The following is a 24,344-nucleotide window of genomic DNA, read 5'->3' on the forward strand; positions in this document are numbered from 1 at the left end:
TTAAGCTCAGCTTTCATCAGGAACCACTCAGAACCGAGCGCAGCATGTTGACGCACATATCATAAGGAACCGATTCTTTCATCGATTGTTGCAGATACGCATCCAGTCTGGGTTTGAATGCGAATGCCTGATCAATGGCCTGATCCGTACCCGGTTTATAGGCACCGATAGACACCAAATCCTGATTTTTTCGGCAGATAGACAAAATCTGCCGTACTGCTTTTGACATCAGCATGTGCTCCTCGCTGACAATCGCCGGCATCACCCGGCTGACCGAGCGCTCTACATCAATAGCCGGGTAATGACCGGCATCCGCCATTTCCCGGGACAGCACAATGTGACCATCCAGAATTGCCCGCGCGGAATCGGCAATCGGATCCTGCAGATCATCACCTTCGGTTAACACGGTAAAAAAAGCAGTGATAGACCCCTGATGCTCGCCACCATTACCGGCACGTTCAACCAATGCCGGCAGTTTGGCAAAAACCGACGGCGGATAACCTTTGGTTGCCGGGGGCTCACCAACCGACAGGGCAATCTCCCGCTGTGCCTGGGCAAAGCGGGTCAGAGAATCCATTAACAGCAGCACATCCAGTCCCTGGTCACGAAAGTATTCCGCAATTGTCAGGGCTGTCTGGCAACCTTTTAACCGCATCAGCGGAGAGGCATCTGCCGGGGCCGCGATCACTACAGCCCGCTCGCGCCCCTCAGTACCGAGAATCTCATCAATAAATTCTTTTACCTCGCGACCACGCTCGCCGATCAGGCCCACGACAACCACCTGAGCGGTCGTGCCCCTAGTCATCATTCCCAGCGTGACGGACTTACCGACCCCCGAACCGGCAAACAGGCCAATCCGCTGGCCTTTGCCGACCGTCAGCACACCATTGATGGCTTTCAGCCCGACATCCAGCGGTTCTTTGATCGGCTTACGGCTCAAGGGATTGATTGGGTCAGCGTTAAATGAAGCGCGCTCAGCGGTATAAATATCACCCAGCCCGTCAAGCGGGTTACCAACCCCGTCAATGACCCGCCCAAGCAGCTCCATCCCAACCGGCAGACCGGCAGCATGCTGAATTGGTGTGACTCTGGCCCCGGGCATCACGCCGGTCAACTGTTCGCTCGGCATCAGGTACAGGGTCTCGCCGGAGAAGCCCACCACCTCAGCTTCCATCTCACCGTTGAGGGTTTCCACCCGGCACAGGCTGCCAACCGGAGCCCGACAGCCAATCGCTTCCAGAGTCAGGCCAACCACGCGAACCAAGCGGCCAGCGGCCACTGGGCGACAAGCCAGTTGGGAAGTTTGGTATCGGGAAAGACGCTCAGCCAGTGCCATTATCAGGCTCCATGCTGCGTGTGTTGCGTTGCATTGACGCCTATGAATTGGGTCAGCAGATGGCGAATTCGCTCCTGAACGGGGAACTCCACCGTAGAGTCACCAGCCTGCACCACCAGATCGCCGCGATTTAAGGCGGGTTCAGCCTGAAGCTGCCATTGGCGTTCGGCCAGGCTCGCTTCACCATAGGCTTTTTTGATAACAGCGGCATCGTCTGGATGCAGTTGAATAATCACGGTTTGATTGGCGATAGGCAGAGCGGCAATACCCTCGCGAAGAGTCTGAAGAATCACCTGAGAATTGGTATTCAGTTCCACCTGAATCAGCTCACGGGTCAGCCCGGTTACCAACCGGAGCAACTGCTGTTCAACATCATTGTCGACCTGCGCCAGCGGAGTCGAAAGCTTGTCCATCAGCTGGGTGAGTAATCCTACCTGCTCCTGAATGCGTGCCTCGCCCTGTGTCAGCCCTTCTGCGAGCCCTTGTTCCAGGCCTTGCTGCTTACCCTGCTCCAGCCCTTCGCTTTGCCCCAGAGCAAAACCTTCAGCATGACCGGCCTCGCGACCTTCTAGCAGGCCTTCTTCGTAAGCCGACTGACGAATGGCTTCCAGATCAGCGGCGGTTAACGGTGGCGGTCCCTGCTCTTCCTCTTCAAGTTCGAGCGGCTCCACATGCCATTGCGGATCATAGTTCAGCGCATTCTCCGCCATCGACGACTGCTCGTCGCTGTAATCCGGATAAGCCCAGCGCTCCAGCTCCTGAGCCTGATGCTCAGATACTCGCAAAAAACCACGGCGGCGATCAGTCGACATTTATTTTCCTGTCAGTTTTCAGGTTATAGGATCAGAGGAAATCGTCCTGACCACTGCCAGTCAGCATGAGTTCACCGGCATCAGACAGACGACGGGCAATTGACAGAATCTCTTTCTGAGCAGCTTCCACATCAGAGACCCGAATTGGTCCCATGGCTTCCAGATCGTCCTGCAGCATTTCAGCCGCACGCTTGGACATGTTACGCAGGATTTTTTCACGCAACAGGTCATCCGCTCCTTTCAGGGCTTTCTGCAGCAGATCTTGCGGCACATCACGCAAAAGAGTCTGGATACCACGATCATCCACTTCCGCCAGGTTATCAAAGACGAACATCAAATCTTCAATCTGTGTCGCCATCTCTTCATCGTTCTCGCGGATCTGATCCATGAGCAGACCTTCAACATTGTTGTCGAGGTAGTTCATGATTTCTGCCGCCGCCTTCAGGCCGCCAATTTTCGCCGCCTGAGCGCCGGCCTGACCGGCAAACTGTTTCTCCATGATATCATTCAGTTCATGCAGTGCCGCCGGCTGGACTTCTTCTAGGTTAGCAATACGCATCATCAGATCTAAACGAACCCGTTCAGGGAACTGTGCCAGAATCTCGGCCGATTGTTCCGGCTCAAGGTAAGACAGCACAATGGTCTGGATCTGCGGGTGCTCATTGTGAATGATGCTGGCCACCTGACGGGGATCCATCCATTTCAGGGAATCGAGCCCTTTCGAGCCGCTGCCCATCAGGATTTGATCCACCAGATTATTGGCCTTGTCTTCACCCAGCGCGGCAATCAGCGTATTGCGAACAAAGTCTTCACTGCCCATGCCGATGCTGGTGTATTTCTGAATATCTTCGAGAAAATGGCGATGTACGGCGGACACCTTGTCCTGGCTCAGATCAGCCATTGACGCCATGGCACCACCCACCCGCTGTACCTGTTTAGGCTGCAAATGGCGAATAATGCTGGCGGCATCCTGTTCATTCAGGCTCAACAGCAAAATAGCCGCTTTTTCAGTCCCAGACAGACTGTTGACGTCAAACTTTTTGTCTTCAGTGGTAGCGACTTCATTAGCCATCTTCATTCACCCAATTTTTCACAACTTGTGCCGCCAGATCCGGCTCGTTAGCAACCAGTGCCCGCACCGCTTTCAGCAGATCCTCATCTTTGTGCAGGTTCGGCAGGTCGAGCGTGCTGCTGCTCAGCTCCAGCACGTCACCGCCATCCAATTCACTACCGATAAGGTCAATCCGATCATTGTCACCGCCCATCAGTGGCATGCCATTTTCATCAAGTGGCGTACCGTCTGCGGCCTGATTCGGATACAGCAGCTTGCGCATCGCCGGACGCACCATGACCAACATGACAACAGCAATCACCAGTGCGGCAGCCAGCCAGCGAACCCAGGTACTGAAGTTCGGATGCTCCCAAATTGGCAGATCGGAAACCTGAATGTCTTCCGGCTCGGCAAACGGCACAGAAATCACTTCCAGCATGTCACCGCGGGCCTCCGAAAAGCCCACCCCACCTTTCAGCAGGCGGCTGATTTTCGCCAGCTCGGCTTCACTGAGCGGTATCCGGGTCATTTCACCACTTTCCGGATCCAGTACAGATTTATAATCAATAGCAACAGAAACCGTCTGACGCTGAATACTGCCGGATTGCGCCCGCTTATGGCGAATAGTGGTATCCAGTTCATAGTTACGGGTGGCTTCGCGGTGTACCGAGCCATTGTTTGCATTTTTACCCGACTGCAGTTTGGCGACATCTTCCGGAATCGAGCTGTCTGCAGGCGGCTGGTTGCTCAGCGCGCCGGGAATACCGGCCACCATGCTACCGTTGTTGTAATCTTCCAGCGTGTATTCACTGCGGGTCGCCGAGGTCGCCGGGTCGTACTGCTTGCGGGTTTCTTCCACCGCGCTGAAATCCATCGATACATCCACCTGGGACGTATATTTCCCCAGTCCCAGTACAGGGATCAGGATGGCATCGATTTTATCCCGCAGGGCCTGCTCCTGCTTGCGTTCCAGCTCATACTCTTTGCGCCGGGCGGTCGCCGCCGGGTCTTCGGTTCCTGAACTGAGCAAACGACCGTGCTGATCAGTCACGGTAACACGGGTCGGTTTGAGCCCCGGCACCGCCGTGGACACCATGTCGACAATTGAATCCACTTCCTGCTGGCCCAGCGTTGCACCGCTGCCCAGCGTCAGAAAGACAGTGGCTGATGCTTCCTGGTTATGACGCACAAATACGCTCTGTTTTGGCATCGCCAACAACACCTGCGCTTTGCGGACCTGACGGATTTGTTCGATGGCACGGGCCAGCTGGCGCTCACGACTTAGCTTAAGACGCTCCTGCTCAAGCCGTTGCGACACGCCGAAACCCATGTCTTTCAGCAGGATATCATCGCCTTCTGCGGTCGTCTGATTGAGCCCGGCCCGGGTCATCTCCAGCTTAATCGAGGAATAATTATCGGCAGGCACCCGGATGGTGTTGCCTTCCAGGGTGTAAACAATTTTTTTCTGATCAAAATGATCGAGAATAGGTATCAGCTCAGCCGTTTCAAACGTGCCTAACGGACGCATCTCCGGCTCTTTCAGCCAGGAGATAACCAGCACAATCAAGGCCACGCAGATCGCCACTGACAAGACCAGAATCACCTGACGCAGAAGATCGAGGTTGCCCAGCATGCTGTCTACACGCGAAACACTCTTTTCTTCCGCATCCGGGTTCTGCATATCCAGGCTATCATTCGACAACGCCGGTGTAGATGCCTGCCCAGCCACAGCTAGCTCATTGTTTGAAGACGAATCCGACACTCAATAATTCCTGATTTATACCGGCATGTTCATTAATTCTTTGTAGGCCTCAACCATTTTGTTCCGCACCTGCACGGTTGCTTCAAAGGCCACACTGGATTTGTTGCGGGCAATCATAACGTCAGACAGAGAAACACTGCGGTCTCCCTGATCAAATCGCGTCGCCAGCTCGCTGGACTGCGACTGCAGACCGTTGACGTTTTTAATGGCATTGCCCAGCAACGCGCCGAAATCTTCACTGACTTGCTGTGCTGAGGCAGGCTTGTTGGCATTGCTGGCCTCCAGTTTCATTGCCTGGAGTTCCGCCTGAAGTCCGTTTACTTTCATCTTCTCTCCTTACAAATCAGTCTAATTCTTATTGAAATCAACATTCTAAATAAATAATGGTAATGGCAAAACAACAGCATCATTACGCCGGTTAAACTGGGATATCGATTCCAGCATCACGCATTTTTGCCAACTTATAGCGAAGGGTTCGTGGGCTGATCCCCAGTCTTTCTGCGACATCTTTCCGGCTGCCATCGCAGGCACGAATGGTTTCTAGAATAATCGAAAACTCCTGCTCCCGCAGCTCATTTCCTAGGCCATCAGCAGGCACCGCTGTCGAGAAAACCGCACTGCACTTTTCCTGAACAGGCATCACATCCGGAATCACTGCCTGCTCAATGGTCGATTGCAAGTCACAGGCATCCAGCCAGTCCAGCCCTTCCAGCAGAATATCAGCTGCGGTAATGTACTGCCCCTGACACAGAATCAGCGCACGCTGGACGACATTATCCAGCTCCCGGACATTTCCCGGCCAGCTGTAGCGTCGCAGTTTAGCCAGGGCATCACCCGCAATCTCCGGCAAGGCCAGCCCCTGCTTTTTGCAGTGGCGATCCAGTAGAAACTGAGCCAATGGCTCGATATCGCCCGGACGATCAGCCAGCGCCGGCCACGCCAGCGGAAACACATTGAGCCGGTAATATAAGTCCTCGCGAAAATGCCCGTCCGTGACATACTGCTTCAGGTCACGGTTGCTGGTCGCCAGAACTCGTACATCCAGCTTGATACTTTTACGGCTGCCCAGACGTTCTACTTCTCTTTCCTGCAGCACGCGCAGCAGTTTGACCTGAAGATTCAGGTCCATCTCGCTGATTTCATCCAGCAAAATCGTCCCGCCCTGCGCCTGCTCAAATTTACCCGGACAAGCCTGGACAGCACCGGTAAACGCCCCTTTCTCGTAGCCAAACAGCGTGGCTTCCAGCATGTTGTCCGGTATTGCCGCGCAGTTGATAGCGACAAATGGGCCATCACTACGTGCCGAATGATCGTGAATATAGCGGGACATGACTTCTTTGCCCGAACCGCTTGGGCCAAGGATAAGCACGCTGGCATCCGTTTTGGCTACTCTTTCCGCCAACGCCAGCAGCTTACGGGATTTTTCGTCTGCCACTACCGCGGAGGTAGATTCCGTCTTAACCGGTGCATAACGGCCAATCATGTTAAGCAGCACTTCCGGGGCAAAAGGCTTGGCCATGTAGTCGATGGCACCGTCCTTCATAGCTGACACGGCATCTTCAATATTGGCGTATGCCGTCATCAGCAACACCGGCAATTTCGGCCAGTGCTGCTTGATACTACGCAGCAGGCTGAGCCCGTCCATGCCTGCCATTTGAACATCCGACACGACGATATCAACCGGCTCCGATTTCAGCAGTAGCAATGCCTGCTCGGCACTCTCTGCTTCCAGCCATTGGTAACCTGCCAGAGCAAGTGTATCGACCAGGGCCTCGCGCAGTCCCTCATCATCTTCAACGACTAAGACACGGCTCTGATTCATAACATAACTCCTGTTTCTGACGTATCGGGTTGATGCGCGTAAGAAGATGACGCAGCATCAGGGACAGGCAAAGAAAGGGTAAAACAGGCACCATTACCTGGTTCAGAAGACACCCTCATCGTTCCCTTGTGAGCATTGACGACCATCTGGACCACAGCCAGACCCAATCCGGTGCCCTGTTTGCGGGTCGTAAAGAATGGCTCCAGGATTTTTTGCTGCAGCTCGGCGGAGATCCCCGGGCCATTATCCAGCACGGCAATATGAATTCGATCATCTTGTTGTAGTACATGCACCGCAACACGGCAGCCTTTACCCGCCATTTGGACCGCATTGATAATCAGGTTGCTAAGGGCATTCGCCAGCGCGTTCACATTACCGACCAAAACATGTGATTCATCATCACAGTCAATGCTGAAATCCACCTGTTTTTGCATTACCAACGCTTCAACCATCGTTTCCAGTTCGTTCAACAGTGCTTCCACGGTAAACCGTTCGATCACTTTGTTGTCGCCACCTTTGGCGAACAGCAACATATCATTGACTTGTTTTTCAAGATCATGGAGGCGGTCGACCAGTTTGGCCTGAAAGCGATCTCGGGTAGCTGGAGCCAGATTCGGAGCCCCCAAATTAGAGGCATACAACATGGCACTGGACAAAGGGGTACGCACCTGATGAGCTAAGGAAGCAACCATTTTTCCCAGTGACGACAGTCGCTGCATTTCACTGATTCGCGACTGGAGTAGTCGGGTTTCCGTCATATCAGTAATAAAAATCAACTGCCCGCTCGCTGTGGCAGAAATAGCCAGTCTGACACGGCGACCGTTTCGTAGTGACACTTCATGACCGTCGTCTTCTCGGGGCGCAAAGGCACGCTGAATGACCTCAACCCATTTCACGCCCACCAGCGGTTCACCCAGAAGGCGGCAGGCTTCGGGATTCGCTTCGCTGACTTTGCCGGCTGAATCGAGGAAAATCACGCCTGAAGGCATGACATCAAGTGCTTGTTGGTATCGGGCGACCTGCTGCGACATCGTGTCGAGCGAGGCGTCTTTGTTGTCCATCAAATCCCTGGCCATACTGACTTTTTATTAGTAGGTGTTTTCTTTAGCATTTTTCGTGCCAATAAAAAACAATAAGATTCAGTATGTTATAATGACCAGAAACAAAAACAGCGATGTCAGTATTTTGACACCGCTGTTTTTAAATAGGCACTGCTTATTGTCGCGAACTTCTGCTATCCGCTCACTCAATACATTGTCTTAGCGAATTTCTTCTTTGTTTAGACCGTATTTACGCATTTTTTCAACCAGAGTCGTACGACGCATTCCCAGCATATCCGCCGCTCGCGCCACGACGCCGCTTTGCGCTTCCAGCGCCTGACGAATCATATCAACTTCCAGCTCTGCCAGCATTTCCTTCAGATTCAAACCTTCAGGTGGCAGCCCGCTCAGGCTTAGGGTCTCTTCCGGTTCGCGGCTGTCTGTCGCAAACATGTCAGCCAGTGCCGCACGCTCCTGATCTTCAAGCGACAGGAAGTTTTCTTCCGGCTGGAACTCCGGCAAATCACAATAGCGGTACTTCATCGGCAGGTGGTTAACGTCAACCATCTCGCCCGGATAAAGAATGATCAGGCGTTCAACCAGATTCGCCAGTTCACGAATGTTACCCGGCCAGTCGTGATCCATCAGCGAGGTAATCGCACGCGGGGTAAAGTAAACCGGCTTCGCCCCTTCAGCTTCCATTCGAGCCAAAAGTTCCTGAAGCAGCAGCGGGATGTCTTCAATACGACCGCGCAGGGCGGGCATTTCAATTGGGAAGACGTTCAGGCGATAGTAAAGATCTTCACGGAAAGTATTGTCGCTGATCATCTCTTCCAGGTTGCGGTGTGTCGCTGCGACAATTCGCACATTGGCTTTGATGGTTTCCGTGCCACCGACGCGCTCAAAACAACGTTCCTGAAGGACCCGAAGTAGTTTCACCTGCATGGACATTGGCATATCGCCAATCTCGTCCAGGAACAGAGTGCCGCCTTCAGCCAGTTCAAAGCGACCTTTACGGGCAGAAATCGCACCGGTAAATGCCCCTTTCTCATGGCCAAACAGTTCACTTTCCAACAGATCCGGCGGGATAGCCCCACAGTTAACCGGAACAAACGGGCCTTTACCACGGTTGGAATGATAATGAATGTTTCGTGCCACTACTTCTTTTCCGGTGCCGGATTCCCCTAGTATCAGAACACTGGCTTCCGTCGTCGAAACCTGTTCAATAAGATGGCGGATCTCACTGATCGCTTCACTGCGACCCACCATTGAGCGAAATAAGGTGTTCTTTCGTCCCAACTGAGGCGCCTGAAACGCACGTTTGCCTAGAAATTCCTGGCAGTGACGGAATGCATTGGTCAACTGACTGTAGTTAAGTGGTAGCTCAAGGTTTCCGACATAATTTGGCAGCCCCGCTAACGCCTGTTCGTGACCAGACAAAGCAATGACCGGGATATGATTATTGATGCGAAGGAAGTCCAGGATTCTGCTGACCGCTTTATCGGCTTTGATATTACCCAGTAAACAGGCACCCCAAGCATTTCCCCACACAGAATTATCGATCTCTTCAGAGGATAAAGTGACATGTTGTTCACCGAGAAAGTTCAATATGACACTAAAATCGTGGCGATACTGCTGATCATCATCAATAACGAGGGTTTTTGCTAAACCTTGCATAGGAAAGATATTGCCTGTCTGTAATTATCTAATCGTGGCACCCTGCCAAACGGATAAAATCCTACAACGTTAATCGCGAATTTTCGTTTATAAAAATAAGATGGTTGCCAGGTAAATTGGCAACCATTGTAATCAATGTACAGTAGAAGGCAACTGACTTCCCTCAAAGTGAGAGACCAGTACAAATGAAGGGGCTTTTGCCGTGCAACAATAGGAATATTTGTCACACGGCGAGGTTAGCCATACATTAACCGGCGTTTTCGGCCTGTTCAGTGGCATAATGGTACTCTGCCGGGATTTGATCCCAGGCTGATTTAATTTCACTGAGCAGTGAAATTACTTCCGCAATTTTCTCCGGATCGTTGTTCAGATTTGCGTCAAGGATATGACGCATCATGAAATCGTAGAGGCGATCCAAATTAACAGCAACGTCACCACCATCAGACATTGAAAGTGTTTCACGCAGACTGCTGATGATTTCCAGGGCTTTATTCAGGCGCTCACCTTTGGCCGCCATATTCCCCTGCTCCATTGCCGCTTTACCCTGAACCAGGCGTTCAATGGCTCCGGCCATCAACATCTGTACGATGCGATGTGGTGAAGCACTGGCTAGCTGAGAGTTTACCGATACTTGCTTGTAGGCCTGAAGGGAACCACGCATGATAATTTCCTAATTTATTTTTGATACATTTGATAAATCGACACTGATTTTTTGCCTTTTTTGGCAATCAACAGCTTCTCTTTAATACGGGAACGGTTTTGCTCCAGCAGATGCTTAATTTCCCGAGTACGCTGCTGTACCTCATCAAATTTTTGACGGGTCAGCGTTTTTTCATCTGCAAGGATAGTTTTCACCATCTCATGACGAGCAGCCACCAACGTCTGTAGCTGCTCCGGAAATTCTTCCGGGTATTCTTCCATTACAACCATCGCTTTAATACGATGCTCAAGCTGATGTAGTTCTTTCATGGTCTTACCTTACTGAGAGCAACACGTTCTAGAGCAACAAGCTCTGCATGGTTGCCAGCTCCTGGGTCATTTGGGCAATCGCGGCATCCATGGCTGACAGTTGTTTGTATGTGCGATCTTCAAAGTCTTTCATACGGGCATCAAGCTGAGACATATCGTCTTCCAGACGCTTTTGCTGCTCTTTCAGGCTGTCTTCTTTACTGGTAATACTGCCATCCCGGCCAACAAAACCATCCAGGACTTCATCAGCCTTATCTAAAAAGCCGCCATCACTGGTAAAAAAAGCACCAAAATCTAAAAATTTATCATCCAGCATGTCACCTAAAATTTCTTCATCCAGTTCTAATTTACCGTACCTATCAGTCGTTACACCGAAGTCTGCCATCCGGTATTTCTGGCCATCCACGGTTACAGGTTCATTTATCAGGTTTCTCAGCTGGCTAATAAGAGATTTGGAGACACTGTCGCCGACCAACGGTCCGCCACTGCCCTCTTCAACACTATAGCTTGACTGCGATTCAATCATCTCAAACAGGCTATTGTATTGCTCAACAAACTTCGTCAACGCGTCTTTGGGTTGAGTTTTATCGTTTTCAATCGTGATATTGATACTTTTGGTTTCAATATCATCGGTGTCAGTACCTGTACCATAAGTTCCCGTCAGCTTCTTGATATCCAACGTTAAGCCATCAATGGCATTTTCAAATTTGTTGGTAGAGCTGGTTACAGCAGAAAAACCATCAATGATAATTTGAGCATCCTGCGCAGCCTGCATTTCTGCCATATTTCCGCCAGGAGAGGCGGGATCATAGGTCAAATTCGCCAAATCACCAGTCATGCCTGATGCATCGATTTTTATCTGATTTTCAGCACCGGTTTTCGTCGATGAAAACAGAATTTTTGAACCACCGTCATCGGTAATGGTAGTCGCAGTGATACCGGGATTATCTTTCGAATTATTAATTGCAGCAACAACGTCTTTTAGACTGTTTTTATCCGAACTGATATTGATGGTCATTGATTTGTCTCCGACGGAAATGACCATCTCACCACTACCTAAATCAGCAGCCGGATCGGCATCAAAGCTGGAATTACTGACAATTTTATGGCTTTTTGCCAGCTGTTTGACCTCAACAGAATAAGAGCCATTCTGGGTATTACTGTCCGCCGTTACAGAAATAAACTCTTTATCGGAAGATGAAGCTTTCTTACTGATAAAAGCTTCATCTTCTTTAAACTTTTCAAGTAACTCTTGTAGACTACTGGCCGAAGACTTTACCAAGCCATAAGCACTCAGGCTACTGTCTACTTTACTCATTTGATCTGTTATTCGCGTTTGCTTAGGCGTTCGTTCGGCTGCCACCAGCTGCTGCGTCATACCAGCAACGTCTAACCCTGATCCTAAACCACCAACAGATAATCCCATAAGTTCCTCTCTTTACACCTGCTGGCTGAGTGAGCGTGGTGCGTACTTTGCCAGGTTGCTGTTTAATTCAAGCAAGTCTTGTGCCGGAATTTGTCGAACGACATCACCACTTTGCTTATCAATGATAAAAACAACTTGCTCACCGCTCTCTTCATCCAACTCAAAGCGTAATGAGCGATTCATGCGACCCATGAGGTTTTCCAGTAGCCTTTGTTGCTCTTCCGTTGGGTACTTAGGTTGCGCTTTTTCTGAAGACGTTGGCCCTTCAACTGATGGTATAAGCTGGGGGGCGTTGGTCGATACAAGGTTAGATGCTGCATTTGGTGTGCTGTTGACACCTTGAAAGGGCAATACATTGCCGTCAGGTGAGGCAGTTGCTGGCTTGTCACCCTGGCGAGCCGAAAACAGATTTGCTACTAATGTACTGGTTTTGTCTGGGCTGATTTCCATACTGTTCACCCATACACGTTCAAATACTCAAAAGGCCCGGCATACGCCGGGCCAAGAACAACTTAAGTACGAATTACAGCAGGCTCAGTGCCGCCTGTGGGTTCTGCTTCGCCTGAGCCAGAATCGAGGTACTTGCTTGCTGCAAGATTTGGTTCTTGGTCAGGTTAGTGGTTTCTTTCGCAAAATCGACGTCTTTAATACGGCTGTTAGACGCATTGACGTTTTCATTGATGTTTGACAAGTTATTCAGAGTATGATTGAAACGGTTCTGCACCGCACCCAAATCGGCACGTTGTTCGTCTAATGATTTGATACCGGCATCCAGTGCATAAACTGCATTTTGGGCTCCAGCAGCTGTTGTCACATCTAAATCACTTAATAGTAGTGATTTTGAATCTTCAGCCCCAAGTATGATTGATGTTGTCGCATCGGCCGGGGTTGCCTGATTATCCATGATAGTGCTGCCATCTTTGTTTGTTATTGTAATGGTTTCACCTGCATATTTATTATCGGCAACACCAGACAGAGTAATGTCCCCATTATCTTCAAGCGAAGCAACCAAACCAGTACCACTCACAGCAGAGTTAATCGCATCAACAGCTCCAGCCGCATCAGTGGTACCACTTAAATCGATCTCTTTGTCAAATGTTGCACCACTCAGCTTTATACCCTTACCAAGGATATTATCAACACCTTCAGACTTAATACTGCCATCGGTAGCCGTGTCAGCCCCAACACGCCCAAGCTTATCTGCAGAAATATCCCCCAGCGACATACTGATGGTTTCATTCGCAGCTGCACCTACTTGGAACTGCTGGGTACCGAATGACCCATCCAGCAGTTTCTGACCACCAAAAGTCGTGGTTTCTGAAATACGGTTCATTTCTGTGGTTAGCTGGTCAATTTCTTTTTGAATCGCAGCACGGTCATCATCAGAGTTTGAGCCGTTGGCAGACTGCAATGACAGGTCACGCATACGCTGCATGATGTTGGTTGATTCCTGCATCGCACCTTCTGCGGTTTGCGCAATCGAGATACCGTCGTTAGCATTACGCATTGCTACGTTCAAGCCGTTGCTCTGACTGGTCAGACGGTTAGAAATTTGCATACCCGCCGCATCGTCTTTGGCGCTGTTGATACGAAGACCAGTAGACAGACGCTCCATGCTGCTGCTTACGTTGTTGTTCGCTGCGCCAAGGTTACGCTGGGCATTCATTGCAGCCACGTTGGTATTAATAGTAACAGCCATAATTTGCTCCCTGTTTATTTGCAACCCAGCTTTGGTAGCGGGGGTTTTGAGAATCAGTTTGTTTAAGTACCTTCTATAACGGCATGGAAAAATAAACCTTTAGGGATTTTTTAATTTTTTTTCCGGTTTTCTAAAACTCGCTTAATGCACAACAATCAAGTCACTCATGATTACTTTTTAATACAGCAAGTTAGGTTGCTATCAATACGTTACGCAATAAAAAAGCGGCTAATCATTGCCGCTTTTTTTAAGGGGATATAATCACATCTGCATTACAGATAATTGAACAGCGTCAGCTCTTTTGCCTTGTTAAAAGCTGCCTGTGCCGCCTGCATTGCGAGTAGGTTCTGGTTCATCTCAATAATGGCTTCACTGTAATCAGTGTCTTCGAGATTGCCTTTGGCCGCACTCAGCGTTAATTCGAAATCTTTATGTTGCTCTTCGAAGGTGTCGAGTTGCTTCAAACCGACCCCTACATCTGAACGCCGCTGGTTCATATGCACATATCCAGCGTTTAACTCTTCAATAGTTCTTTGCAAGCTCGCCCTTGCTTCTGACGATGATGCAGGCATTTCAGCATAATCAATCGCGTTCTTGATGGAATCAAACAAACTAATGGTTTTTTCAGGCTCTAAGGTAACGGAGTCATTGGGTTTGATATCCCCATCAAACTGAAAGTTCAGCGAAATCTGACTACCTGGTGCCGGATCGCTGTATTGGATACCAGCTGTCGCATCGTAAGCCCCACTGCCGAGAAGGGTGTTACTCGAATCATCGTAAAGTTCGTATTGCATCTCTCCTGCAGCATTTTCAACAAACGCCACACGATACTGCGTCGTATCATTCGGATCCTGATTGGTCGCCGACAATAGCGTCAATCCAGATTCCGGCTGGAGCCCTTGATATTCAGGCCTAAAGTCTCCGAATGGGTTTTCCACAGCCATGAAGACCTTTTGCCCTGGCTGACTGGTGTTTACAAAAACCGACTGGTCAACACGGGCCTGACGATGACCGGTATCACCAAGGTACTGAACATTACCCTGAGCATCCGCGACAAAAGGCATTTGATTCACCTGATTACCGGCGAAAATATAATTGCCCCCTTCATCCTGACTGTTAGCCAGATCGATCAATCCCTGGTAAAGGCTTTCCAACTCAGACTTAAATGCCGTTTTATCATCCCCAGCCATCGCCCCATTGATCATCCCGATAACTTTTTGTTTGGTGCTGTCAATGTAATTCTCAGCGCCGCTCAAGGCGGTTTCCAGCGAACCAAGGCGGTTTCCGGCAAGGGTGATCGACTTCTGGTATTGATCAATTTGAACGAGCTGCTGCTTGTAGTTTTGCGTCGAGACAGAGGCAACCGGGTCATCACCGGCGGTCTGCATTCGTTTACCGGTCGCAAGCTGCTCATTGGTTTCATTGATCATACTCTGCTTACGCATCAGGCTGGATGTCAGGTTTTGATACTGGGTAAACGTGGATACTCGGCTAATCATAAATCACCCCAAAAATCAGATGGCACGCATCAAGGTATCAAAGGTTTCTTTGGCCACACTCATGATACGAGAGGATGCCATGTACGCCTGCTGGAATTTCATCAGGTTGGCGGCTTCTTCATCCAGGTTGACCCCGGACAGGCTCTGCACCCGTTCGGTTGCGGCATCGAAGTCCATCTGATTTATCTGAGTCATTTTTTCGGCGTTTTGTTTCTGAATACCAACATCGGTCGACAAGCCTTCAAACAGGTCGATGATTGAGGAACGGCCCCCGTTCATGCTTTTTTCCGTCTGCAGAGACTGCATAGCCATTAGATTGGAGTTATCCCCTTCCGCAGGTTTTGCGCCCAGCTCAACGACAAAACTGTCATTGGCTTGTCCGCTTCGGGTCAGCCGCAGCGTGGCGCTGCCGCTCGGATCCGTTAGCTGAAACAGACCATCTTGCAGCGGGTAAGCCAGCGCGGTGCCGCTATTGCCAAGTGAGTCAGTCAAAGTGAGCGCATTACCGTTTGCATCGGTCACCGAGACACTGTCTCCAGCAGCGGAGAGCTGCACTTGATAACGGCCGGTTGCTGTTGCGCCAGGCAGCGCTTCAAGATGAGCGTTGCCGGTATTCGTTTCAGTTTCTGTCACGACACGTTGTGCAGCAATCGCTTTCGGGTCGTTGGTATTCAAGCTTATTTCACCGGCTCCCTGACGCACTGGGCGAATCTGCACGCTTTCACCCTCAACCGGGGGCGTACCAATTTCAATGACCATGCCATCAACGGCAATTTGCTGGCCAGCAACACCTGAACCAGCCGCTTGGGTGACCAATTCATCTGCACTGTTGAACAACGAGTAGGTTAATGCACCGGTAGCGGGATCAGCCTCAGTTTCCAGGCGATATTCATCGGCTTTGAGCTGTTTTACATCATCAATTGCTACTTTGATGTCAGCCGTACTGCCCACCTCGGTAATCACTCGCTGTTGTTGTGCAGACAAGCTGTTCACGTCTGTAAACAGGTTTTGTCCCGGCTGACCTTCCAGGTCTAGACCCTGACGTTGCATGGTATTGATCTCACTGGCAAAACCGATCGCCATTCGCCCTACTTCATTCATGCCTTTTTCAATGACGTCGCTACGGTATTCGATCAGAGCGCCGATTTTGCCCCCCATCGATTCAGCCTTGAGGGGTTTCAGTGAGTTACCATGCTCCAGCGCAACCTGACTTTGACTTGGATCCGGCTCTCCGGGAACAATTGTAAGCTTGGACGGTTCAACGCCGGATACCAGCGTGTAGCCTTGCCCAATCATAATGGTCTGCGCCGGGTTCTCTTTATCAGAGAGCACCGTCACATTGGTGTATTCAGCAAGCTCGTTGATCAACTGCTGTTGCTGATCGTACAAATCATTTTTTTCGCCCCCCTGACTTTCCAGCACTCTGGCATTCAGGGCGGCAAGTTCTTGCCCCAGGGTATTTACCCGACTGACAGAAGCTGCCACTTGATCGCTGACTTCACGGTGCATATCCGTCAGATTGCCATGGGCACTGTTGAGAGTGCTAGCCACCAGACCGGCATTTTCAATCACGGCTTTACGGGAGCCCATATCATTCGGGTGATCCGCCAGGCTTTTAACGGCATCGTAGTAATCGTTCATGTTACTGACCGTTTTACTGGCATTACGGGAAATGTAATCGTCCATAATGGCAAGCTGGCTGGCTTTTTCATTGCTGGCATGCAGCTGTGTCGTGGTCAGCGTCAGCTCTCGGGCGGCAAAGCGATCGTAGGCCCGGCTGACATTATCAATGTATGAGCCAGAACCGTAATAATCCCCTCCCAGCCATACGGCATCATTGGCTTTCTGCTCGGCGAGCTGGCGGCTATATCCAGGTGTATTGACATTATTGATGTTGTGACCTGTGACATTGAGTTGTTTCTGCGAACTCCTCAATCCCGATACGCCAATCTGCAATAAATCCAAAGCCATAATTTCTCCTGGTTTCTACCATTTCGCCAGCCTGCTTACGAAAGCGTTCAGGCCGAACATCAGAGAATTAGCAAAAATCACGCCAACTCAAACGAGACTGATCGCGATTGCCACTCCCTAGTCATTTAATCATTTGCTTACGTGATAATTGCATTCTTGCTGAGGGCTGAGGGCTGAGGGCTGAGGGCTGAGGGCTGAGGGGGCTAAAGTATTCGCATCGGGTGTAGCTGATACATCTCCCCGCTCACGGATACGCAACCCTAACGGAATTTCAGCACCGCTCAACATGCCCAATTTGAAATTAAAATGTTCAATCAGCCAAAATAACCAAAGCAATTTTTTGATTTGGCACGATAGCTGCATTAGAAATGGGTGACGCTCTATGACTTGATTTAATTGTTGTATTAAACCAACAGGTCATATCGTCATGCTCGACACCCAAAGCATCTAAATTGATCTCTATGTATAGCTTCCTTTAGGTATGTTTGTAGGTGCTAGAGGGAAAGTAAGATGAAAACACGCAGTAAAGCCACTATAAATCATAAGGTTATCTGAGTTTCCTATGATTTGTACGCTTTGCGAAAACATCAAAAAGACTAAAGGTAGTTTTTATCTTTTCGAGCACTATAATGATTTTTTGGTAAAAACAGAGTCAGCTAGGAAAAGTAATAAGGAACAGAATGAATATCGGGATTGCAACGTTACTGGGCTATGCGCTCAAAGAAATCGTGGGTCCGTTTATCATGGACAACATTAATGAAGGTAAGGCTGAGAAAGTTCAGCAGAATGAAATTCATCAGGCACTTTCTGAGAGTGAGGATACGCTGAAAATTGTTTCGACCATTGTCGATATTTTTGTCTGAAAGGCGTTTGTCTAAGAATGCCTTTATCTGACATGCTTTTAGTTAAAGTAAATAAAAACCCAACCGTTTACGATACTACCACTTTCTCTGATTTTATTTGCAGCCAGCCAGAACTGATTACCTGTTCGCTGTAACTAACAAGGTAAACATCTGGTTTCTACATCTGGCTTTTGCTGTTCATGGCTCTGTCACTCATTTCTCAGTAACAACAGTTTCCGCGCTTTGGCCATACTTTTTCCGCCCTTATTTTTCCATTCCGCCCTTACTTTTCCATCATCTCATTGACCTGATCGAGCACTCTGAGCACCTTCTTACTGTATTCAGGGTCCGTCGCATAACCGGCTTTGTGAATTTCTCTGACAAAACGTTCTGGCTGAGTGCGATAGTTCAGTGCCGTTTCATAGCGTGGGTTATCCTGCAAAAAACGCACATAATCGCTGAAACTGTCCTGGTAAGAGTTATATGACCGAAAAGATGCCCGCTCCTGAACAGGGATGCCCTGATGGAACTCAAGTGTTTGCGTCGTCAGCTTCTTCCCGCCCCAGCGTGAGTCCGCTTTAATATTAAACAAGTTATAGCTGTCGCCGGCGGCATTGCGCAGTACCTTTTTCCCCCAGCCGGTTTCCAGCGCGGCTTGCGCAATCAAGACCCCAGGATCAACCCCGAGCACACGCCCGGCTCGCATCGCATAAGGTTTCATCGCCTGAACAAACTCATCGGGCGAAGTAAACGAGGTCGGCTTTCTCGGTGGTAAGGCTGGCATCTCAGAAGTGGCAGATACATCAACAGGTTGGGAGACGGCACGATATGGCGGCAACACGTTGTCACGCTCGCTGACAGGCATATTGCTATCAGTTACCGGCAACTGATTCGTCTCGACCAGCAATGAGGTTTTGACGGTATCCGGTGTTTGGCGACTGTCAGCCTCATTGTGCACACTGCGATCAGGCTGTTCAGGATGCAGAAGCTTCTCGGTATCACTGGGGCTCAATATAGTTTGAGCCTCATGAGACGCAGCCTCTTCACCGCTCAGGTGTGCCCCAAGTTGTTCCACAATCAGATCAGCCAACCCCAGGGAGTTCGTCCGGCTAAGCTCACTCGCCATCTGCTCGTCATGCATTTGCTCGAAAAACTTGGTATTTCGGCTGCTCATCAAGTCAGACTCAAACGCCGAGTTAGCTTCTCGCATGGATTTGAACATCATTTGAGTAAAAATGGCCTCAAACTGCTCAGCCGCGGCACGAAGACCCTGAGATTCGCCGTCTTTACCGGTTTTGACACCGGCACGCAGCCGTTCCAGGCCCGCCATATCCAGCACAAATCCCGTGTCAAATTGATTATTTTTCATCTTGTCCTCAAGACACTAAATAAAAAGCTTTAAATAATAATCAACTGGCCTTCAATCGCACCCGCCTGTTTCAGCGCCTGCAAAATTGCCATTAAGTCTGATGGGGCAGCCCCAACCTGATTGACCGCCCGAACCAGATCTTCCAGCGTTGCGCCAGGCTCGAACAGGAACATACGTGAATCTTCTTCTTTGACCTGAATTTCGCTATTGGGCACGACGGCTGTCTGCCCACCGCCGAATGCATTCGGCTGGCTGACCGCATAGTTTTCTTTGATTGAAACCGTCATACCGCCATGGGTAATGGCGGCTGGTTTCAGACGAACATGTTGACCAATCACAATGGTCCCTGTCCGGGAGTTAACGATGATTTTCGCCCCGGCATCGGCAGGTTTAAATTCGATGTTTTCAATTGCCGCTAGAAATGCCACGCGCTGGCTGACATCACGCGGAGCACGTACCCGAACGGACGCGGCATCTACAGCAGACGCGACGCCAGGGCCGAGGAAATCATTTACAGCCTCAACCATACTTTGCGCCGTCGTAAAATCAGGTTCAAACAGGTTGAATGTCAGGTAATCGCCGCGTCCGAACGGATTTGGGACTTCCTGCTCAACAATCGCGCCCGAGGGAACCGTCCCCACCGTTGGCGTGTTACTCATGATGCTCGAGCCATCGGCACCGTCTGCGGTAAAACCCCCGACAACCAAGCTGCCCTGCGCCACTGCATAAACTTTGCCATCCAGGCCTTTCAGGAAGGTCTGTAGCAAGGTACCACCGCGCAGGCTTTTGGCTGAGCCAATAGAGGATACAGTGATATCAATAGACTGCCCTTGCTTGGTAAACGGCGGCAATGTGGCATGTACCGCCACCGCAGCAACGTTTTTGGTACGAAAACGCGCATCAGCCGGCAGATTAATGCCGAAGTTGTTCAGCATGGCCAGAAAGCTTTGCTCAGTATACGTCGCAGAAGACGACTCACCGGTGCCCGGAAGACCGACCACCAGGCCATACCCGACCAGCTGGTTATCCCGCACTCCCGCAACGGATGAGACATCCTTAATCCGGGCGGCATTCGCCACACCGGCCATCATGGTCATAGATGCCGCCAGAACCAGGGAAGTCATCAGGGTAGTAATCAGTCTTTTCATAACCTTACATCGCTGCGTTAAAGAATCGGGCGAACCAGCTTGGCGTTTGCGTATCCTGGCGATCACCGGTCGCCGAATACTGAATACGGGCATTAGAAATCCGGGTGGACGGAATGGAATTATTGGTATCAATATCATCCGGTCGGATCGTGCCACTCACCCGGATGTATTCATCCCCGCTGTTCAGAGTCAGCCATTTTTCCCCGCGCACTATCAGGTTGCCATTTGGCAGCACTTCAATTACCTCAACCGAAAGTGAACCGGAAAAACTGTTACTCTGATCCGCCGAAGCCGAACCTGAAAATTTGTTGTCGTTACTGAGCAGATAAGACAGGTTGTAATCAGCAATGGTGGCAGGTCGTCCGCCCAACTCAATAGGATCGAGTTTCATGTCAGTGGATTTGCCCAGATCTGAACTGGCGCTTTTTTTCGCCTGGGTCTTTTCCTGCAACATAACAGTGACAATATCCCCCAGACCGCGAGGGCGGGTGTCATTGTAAAGATCCTGAGAAGCCGTATTGAACAGCGAACCCGTTGCTGTTGTGTAATGCTCAGGCTGATTAGGTGGCCGAACAGCAGACCATGCCGGATCGCCCTGAACCGCATCTTCCCGCGTCCGCACCAGATCAATAATGCCTTTGCTCGGCTCCGTACTGCCTTCCACCGCATCCACATCGCTGACGGCGGTTTCCAGATCAGAACCGGTATCCGGTTTAGACACACACCCCGTCAGCAACAGGATCAGAATCCATACCCCGTATTTCATTGTTTATCCTGCCGCCTTTGATTTAGATTAAAGTTGCTGGTTCACGTAACTCAACATCTGATCCACTGTCGAGATCACTTTCGAGTTCATCTCGTAGACACGCTGGGCTTCAATCATATTCACCAACTCTTCGGTGACGTTTACGTTTGATGTTTCCAGCATGGACTGACGAATGCTGCCGAAACCATCAAGCCCTGGGATACCGTCCTGCGGATCACCACTGGCCCCCGTTGGCAAAAACAGGTTCTGACCAATAGGCTCCAAGCCTCCCGGATTGATGAAGTTGGTCAGGTTGATCTGGCCAATTGGCTGGTTTTCCTGTTGATCACGGATACGAGCAGACACTTCACCGTCGGTCCCCACTGTAATCGCCACGGCGTTATCCGGCACAACCAGTTCAGGCTCCAGGACATAGCCCGAGCCGGAGGTCACAATCTGGCCTTGCTCGTTGACCGTGAACTGGCCATTTCGGGTATAGCCGATATTGCCGTCAGGCATCATTACCTGGAAGAAACCATCGCCTTCCACCATCAGATCCAGTGCGTTGTCAGTGGTCTGGGTATTCCCCTGCGTAAAGACTTTCTGGGTTGCCACCACTTTAGAACCCGCACCCAACATCAGGCCGGATGGCAAAGTGGTGTTCTGTGTGACCTGACCGCCTGGCTGGTTGATATTCTGGTAGAACAGATCTTCAAATACCGGACGACTCTTTTTAAATCCCACCGTTGAGGCGTTGGCCAGGTTATTGGAAATGGTTGAGATATTGGTTTGCTGCGCGTCGAGACCCGTCTTACTAACCCATAGAGCTGGATGCATGCTGTTTTACCCCTGTTTCTTATCCAATACGCATTAATGATGCGGAGGCTTTGTCCATTTCCTCAGCGGTTTTCATCAACTTGACCTGCATTTCGAAATGTCGCTGCAAATCGATCATACTGGTCATTTCACCCACGGCATTCACATTGCTCCCTTCCAGGAAGCCGCTCAGCAACGTGACGGTTGCATCCGGCTCCAACCCGATAGGGTTGGGGGCACTGAATTTAAAGAGGCCATCGACATCTTTGAAAAGGCTTTTGTTATCCGGCTTCACCAACTTGATGCGATCAATCTGGATCATGGCTTCAGGCGGCGCGCCTTGCGGCAAAACATGAATCATGCCGTTCTTCTTAACCTCGATTTTGTTGATCGGCAGCGGAATCTGAATCGGGGTATCCCCTTCACCCAGAATTAACTGGCCGTTGCTGTTTTGCAGCATGCCAGCCTCATCAATTTTCAGGTGACCTGCTCGGGTATAGGCTTCTTTGCCGGTGCTGTCCTGTACCGCCAGCCAGCCTTCTCCTTCAATCGCCACATCTAACTCCCGGCCGGTAGACTTCACACTGCCTTGGGAAAAATCATTACCGGGACGTTCCGTCATAGTAAATACCCGGGTCGGTAAGCCTTCACCATAAGCCTGCATCATACGAGCCTGCTCGAGGTCGGCGCGAAAACCAGTGGTACTCACATTCGCCAAGTTATTGGCATGCAGCTGCATCCCGTACATATCTTGTTTGGCACCACTCATGGCCAGGAAAAGTGCACGATCCATAACATCTCCCTTCAGTCGATGGCAGAATCAAAGCAATTTCCATACCACAGATGCAAATTATTGTTTTATATGGACATAGCGCAGATGGAGTCGGCATTTCAGACGCAGAATTCAGCCACTGCCGATAAATTGGCACCCGGACGAGAAGCTTGAGGAAAAAAATTGCCGCCGACAGGTTGCCGGCGGCGGAAGAACGTTATCGCGTTATGATAACCCCTCGGGTAAACCGTTTGGACTATCGAATCTGCAGAATGTTCTGCTGCAGCTGGTTGTTCACATCCAGTGCACGGGAGCTGGCCTGGAAGTTACGCTGCGCTGAAATCAAATCCACCAGCTCCTGAGTCATATCGATATTCGACTGTTCCAGCGTACCGTTTTTAATGGCACCAAAGGAACCCTGAGCCGCATCCCCCCAGATCACTTCGCCGGACTCCTGACTGACTTTCCACATCGTGCCACCTTGCTGCGCCAGTCCCTGCTCATTTGGCACTCGTGCCATTGCTACACGCCCGACCACCAGATCTTTACCGTTCGAGTAAGAAGCCAGAATATTGCCATCCGGGTCGATATCAACATTGGACAGGTAGCCCGTAGTCGCGCCGTCTTTATCCTGGAAACGGCGGATTTCAAAAGGTGCCGCATATTGGGTGGTGTCTTCGTAATTCATCGACAGCGTTTGTGTCCCATCAGCACCGCCTACGTTGACACCTGCTGCCTGGAAGCTGACCGTCCGGAACTTGTCCGTTGAGGTCATTTTACCGGAGGTGTCGAAAGTCATGCGATGACCCACATGGCCAGTACCATTATTCACGACTTCATTCGCTGGTAAATTTGTCGGGTCAATATTCAATGGACTTTCAGTTCCTGCTGCATCCGTCACCGTGTAGTACACCTGCCAGGAGTTTGCCGCAGTCGGGCTTTCGGCCACATAGTAAGTGGACAGTTTGTACGGTTTACCCAAAGAGTCATACACGGTAGATGACGTCGATTTGTTGAATGAGTCCGGATTCTGTGGATCAAAGGGAGAGTTCACCGGCTGCGTTTCTTTGTTCGGCAGGTTCAGCGAAATATTCATGTTGTTCGATTTCTGCGGCTGACCGAACGTATCACTGATTTTCATCGGCTTAGGCTCATACGAGGCCACCGATTTGGTGTCATTGTTAACTTCATAACCCAGCAGGAAATTGTTTTCTGCATTGACAATTTCGTTGTCGCTGTTGAGGTGGAATGCACCGTTACGTGTCAGGCTGTTCACATTCGGCTCATTTTTATTGGCCGCTACCGCAAAAAATCCGGTGCCCGATACGCGTAAATCCAGCGGGTTATTCGTGTAGATACTTGAACCTTCATGGAACTGCTGAGCAACGGTAGATGTTTGCACCCCGCCGCCTGTTGTGGTTTTGCTGTTCGAGAAAATAGAGTTGGAGTAAACATCGGCAAACTCGGCACGGGACTCTTTAAAGCCGTAGGTGTTGGCGTTAGCAATGTTGTTACTGGTTGTGTTCAGATCTTTCTGGGCTGCACTCAGGCCGCTCAACGCAATATTCATGCTCATTGTTATAATTCC

Annotated in this window: 22 protein-coding genes; 1 reads left to right on the top strand and 21 read right to left on the bottom strand. The window is 50.3% G+C overall.

Annotation, left to right across the window (positions count from 1 at the left end; genetic code table 11):
• Positions 1–16: 16 nt before the first annotated feature.
• The 15 genes from fliI to flgK all read right to left on the bottom strand — a co-directional run bounded on the left by fliI (position 17) and on the right by flgK (position 17,064).
• A complete protein-coding gene (gene fliI, locus C9I92_RS03960) occupies positions 17–1,339 on the bottom strand; it encodes a flagellar protein export ATPase FliI (protein ID WP_047883841.1) in 1,323 nt (440 codons plus the stop codon).
• Entirely contained in the window at positions 1,339–2,148 is an 810-nt protein-coding gene (gene fliH / locus C9I92_RS03965; RefSeq protein WP_047883842.1) for a flagellar assembly protein FliH, read from the bottom strand. Before fliH ends, fliI begins: the two co-directional genes overlap by 1 nt.
• A 31-nt stretch (positions 2,149–2,179) precedes the next feature.
• Positions 2,180–3,220: a flagellar motor switch protein FliG gene (fliG, locus tag C9I92_RS03970; protein ID WP_047883843.1), complete on the bottom strand. Its 1,041-nt coding sequence runs from the start codon at positions 3,218–3,220 to the stop codon at positions 2,180–2,182.
• A complete protein-coding gene (gene fliF, locus C9I92_RS03975; RefSeq protein WP_047883844.1) occupies positions 3,213–4,961 on the bottom strand; it encodes a flagellar basal-body MS-ring/collar protein FliF in 1,749 nt (582 codons plus the stop codon). The genes fliG and fliF overlap by 8 nt, the downstream gene beginning before the upstream one ends.
• Before the next feature lie 15 nt (positions 4,962–4,976).
• Entirely contained in the window at positions 4,977–5,288 is a 312-nt protein-coding gene (gene fliE / locus C9I92_RS03980; protein WP_047883845.1) for a flagellar hook-basal body complex protein FliE, read from the bottom strand.
• Between the two features lie 91 nt (positions 5,289–5,379).
• The gene (locus C9I92_RS03985; RefSeq protein ID WP_047883846.1) at positions 5,380–6,783 is read right to left on the bottom strand and encodes a sigma-54-dependent transcriptional regulator; all 1,404 of its coding nucleotides are present in this window, start codon (positions 6,781–6,783) and stop codon (positions 5,380–5,382) included.
• Complete coding sequence (locus C9I92_RS03990; protein ID WP_047883847.1) at positions 6,780–7,844, bottom strand: sensor histidine kinase; 1,065 nt, start codon at positions 7,842–7,844, stop codon at positions 6,780–6,782. Before C9I92_RS03990 ends, C9I92_RS03985 begins: the two co-directional genes overlap by 4 nt.
• Before the next feature lie 198 nt (positions 7,845–8,042).
• Entirely contained in the window at positions 8,043–9,500 is a 1,458-nt protein-coding gene (locus C9I92_RS03995; protein ID WP_047883848.1) for a sigma-54 dependent transcriptional regulator, read from the bottom strand.
• A 247-nt stretch (positions 9,501–9,747) separates the two neighbouring features.
• Positions 9,748–10,161, bottom strand: a complete 414-nt coding sequence (gene fliS, locus C9I92_RS04000) for a flagellar export chaperone FliS (protein ID WP_047883849.1) — start codon at positions 10,159–10,161, stop codon at positions 9,748–9,750.
• A 14-nt stretch (positions 10,162–10,175) separates the two neighbouring features.
• Complete coding sequence (locus C9I92_RS04005) at positions 10,176–10,469, bottom strand: hypothetical protein (RefSeq protein ID WP_047883850.1); 294 nt, start codon at positions 10,467–10,469, stop codon at positions 10,176–10,178.
• Positions 10,470–10,497: 28 nt separating this feature from the next.
• The gene (gene fliD, locus C9I92_RS04010; protein WP_047883851.1) at positions 10,498–11,895 is read right to left on the bottom strand and encodes a flagellar filament capping protein FliD; all 1,398 of its coding nucleotides are present in this window, start codon (positions 11,893–11,895) and stop codon (positions 10,498–10,500) included.
• A gap of 12 nt (positions 11,896–11,907) precedes the next feature.
• On the bottom strand, positions 11,908–12,345 hold the full coding sequence (locus tag C9I92_RS04015; protein WP_053061724.1) for a flagellar protein FlaG: 438 nt from the start codon (positions 12,343–12,345) through the stop codon (positions 11,908–11,910).
• A gap of 73 nt (positions 12,346–12,418) precedes the next feature.
• Positions 12,419–13,594 (bottom strand): flagellin, encoded by a 1,176-nt coding sequence (locus C9I92_RS04020; RefSeq protein WP_047883852.1) that lies wholly within the window; start codon positions 13,592–13,594, stop codon positions 12,419–12,421.
• Between the two features lie 272 nt (positions 13,595–13,866).
• On the bottom strand, positions 13,867–15,093 hold the full coding sequence (gene flgL, locus C9I92_RS04025) for a flagellar hook-associated protein FlgL (RefSeq protein WP_047883853.1): 1,227 nt from the start codon (positions 15,091–15,093) through the stop codon (positions 13,867–13,869).
• Positions 15,094–15,108: 15 nt separating this feature from the next.
• On the bottom strand, positions 15,109–17,064 hold the full coding sequence (gene flgK, locus C9I92_RS04030; RefSeq protein ID WP_047883854.1) for a flagellar hook-associated protein FlgK: 1,956 nt from the start codon (positions 17,062–17,064) through the stop codon (positions 15,109–15,111).
• A 680-nt stretch (positions 17,065–17,744) separates the two neighbouring features.
• Between flgK and C9I92_RS04035 the strand changes: the two genes are divergently transcribed.
• The gene (locus tag C9I92_RS04035; protein ID WP_047883855.1) at positions 17,745–17,927 is read left to right on the top strand and encodes a hypothetical protein; all 183 of its coding nucleotides are present in this window, start codon (positions 17,745–17,747) and stop codon (positions 17,925–17,927) included.
• A gap of 262 nt (positions 17,928–18,189) precedes the next feature.
• Here C9I92_RS04035 and flgJ read toward each other — a convergent pair whose 3' ends face one another.
• The 6 genes from flgJ to flgE form a co-directional block, all read right to left on the bottom strand.
• Complete coding sequence (gene flgJ, locus C9I92_RS04040) at positions 18,190–19,275, bottom strand: flagellar assembly peptidoglycan hydrolase FlgJ (protein ID WP_047883856.1); 1,086 nt, start codon at positions 19,273–19,275, stop codon at positions 18,190–18,192.
• 29 nt (positions 19,276–19,304) lie between these two features.
• Entirely contained in the window at positions 19,305–20,423 is a 1,119-nt protein-coding gene (locus tag C9I92_RS04045) for a flagellar basal body P-ring protein FlgI (RefSeq protein ID WP_047883857.1), read from the bottom strand.
• A gap of 4 nt (positions 20,424–20,427) precedes the next feature.
• On the bottom strand, positions 20,428–21,189 hold the full coding sequence (locus C9I92_RS04050; protein ID WP_047883858.1) for a flagellar basal body L-ring protein FlgH: 762 nt from the start codon (positions 21,187–21,189) through the stop codon (positions 20,428–20,430).
• Between the two features lie 27 nt (positions 21,190–21,216).
• Entirely contained in the window at positions 21,217–22,005 is a 789-nt protein-coding gene (gene flgG / locus C9I92_RS04055) for a flagellar basal-body rod protein FlgG (RefSeq protein ID WP_047883859.1), read from the bottom strand.
• Positions 22,006–22,024: 19 nt separating this feature from the next.
• Positions 22,025–22,777, bottom strand: coding sequence for a flagellar basal-body rod protein FlgF (gene flgF / locus C9I92_RS04060; RefSeq protein WP_047883860.1), 753 nt, complete (start codon positions 22,775–22,777; stop codon positions 22,025–22,027).
• Between the two features lie 235 nt (positions 22,778–23,012).
• A complete protein-coding gene (gene flgE, locus C9I92_RS04065; protein WP_047883861.1) occupies positions 23,013–24,332 on the bottom strand; it encodes a flagellar hook protein FlgE in 1,320 nt (439 codons plus the stop codon).
• Positions 24,333–24,344: the final 12 nt, after the last annotated feature.

The sequence above is a fragment of the Photobacterium ganghwense genome, from assembly GCF_003025595.1.
GTDB classification, from domain to species: domain Bacteria; phylum Pseudomonadota; class Gammaproteobacteria; order Enterobacterales; family Vibrionaceae; genus Photobacterium; species Photobacterium ganghwense.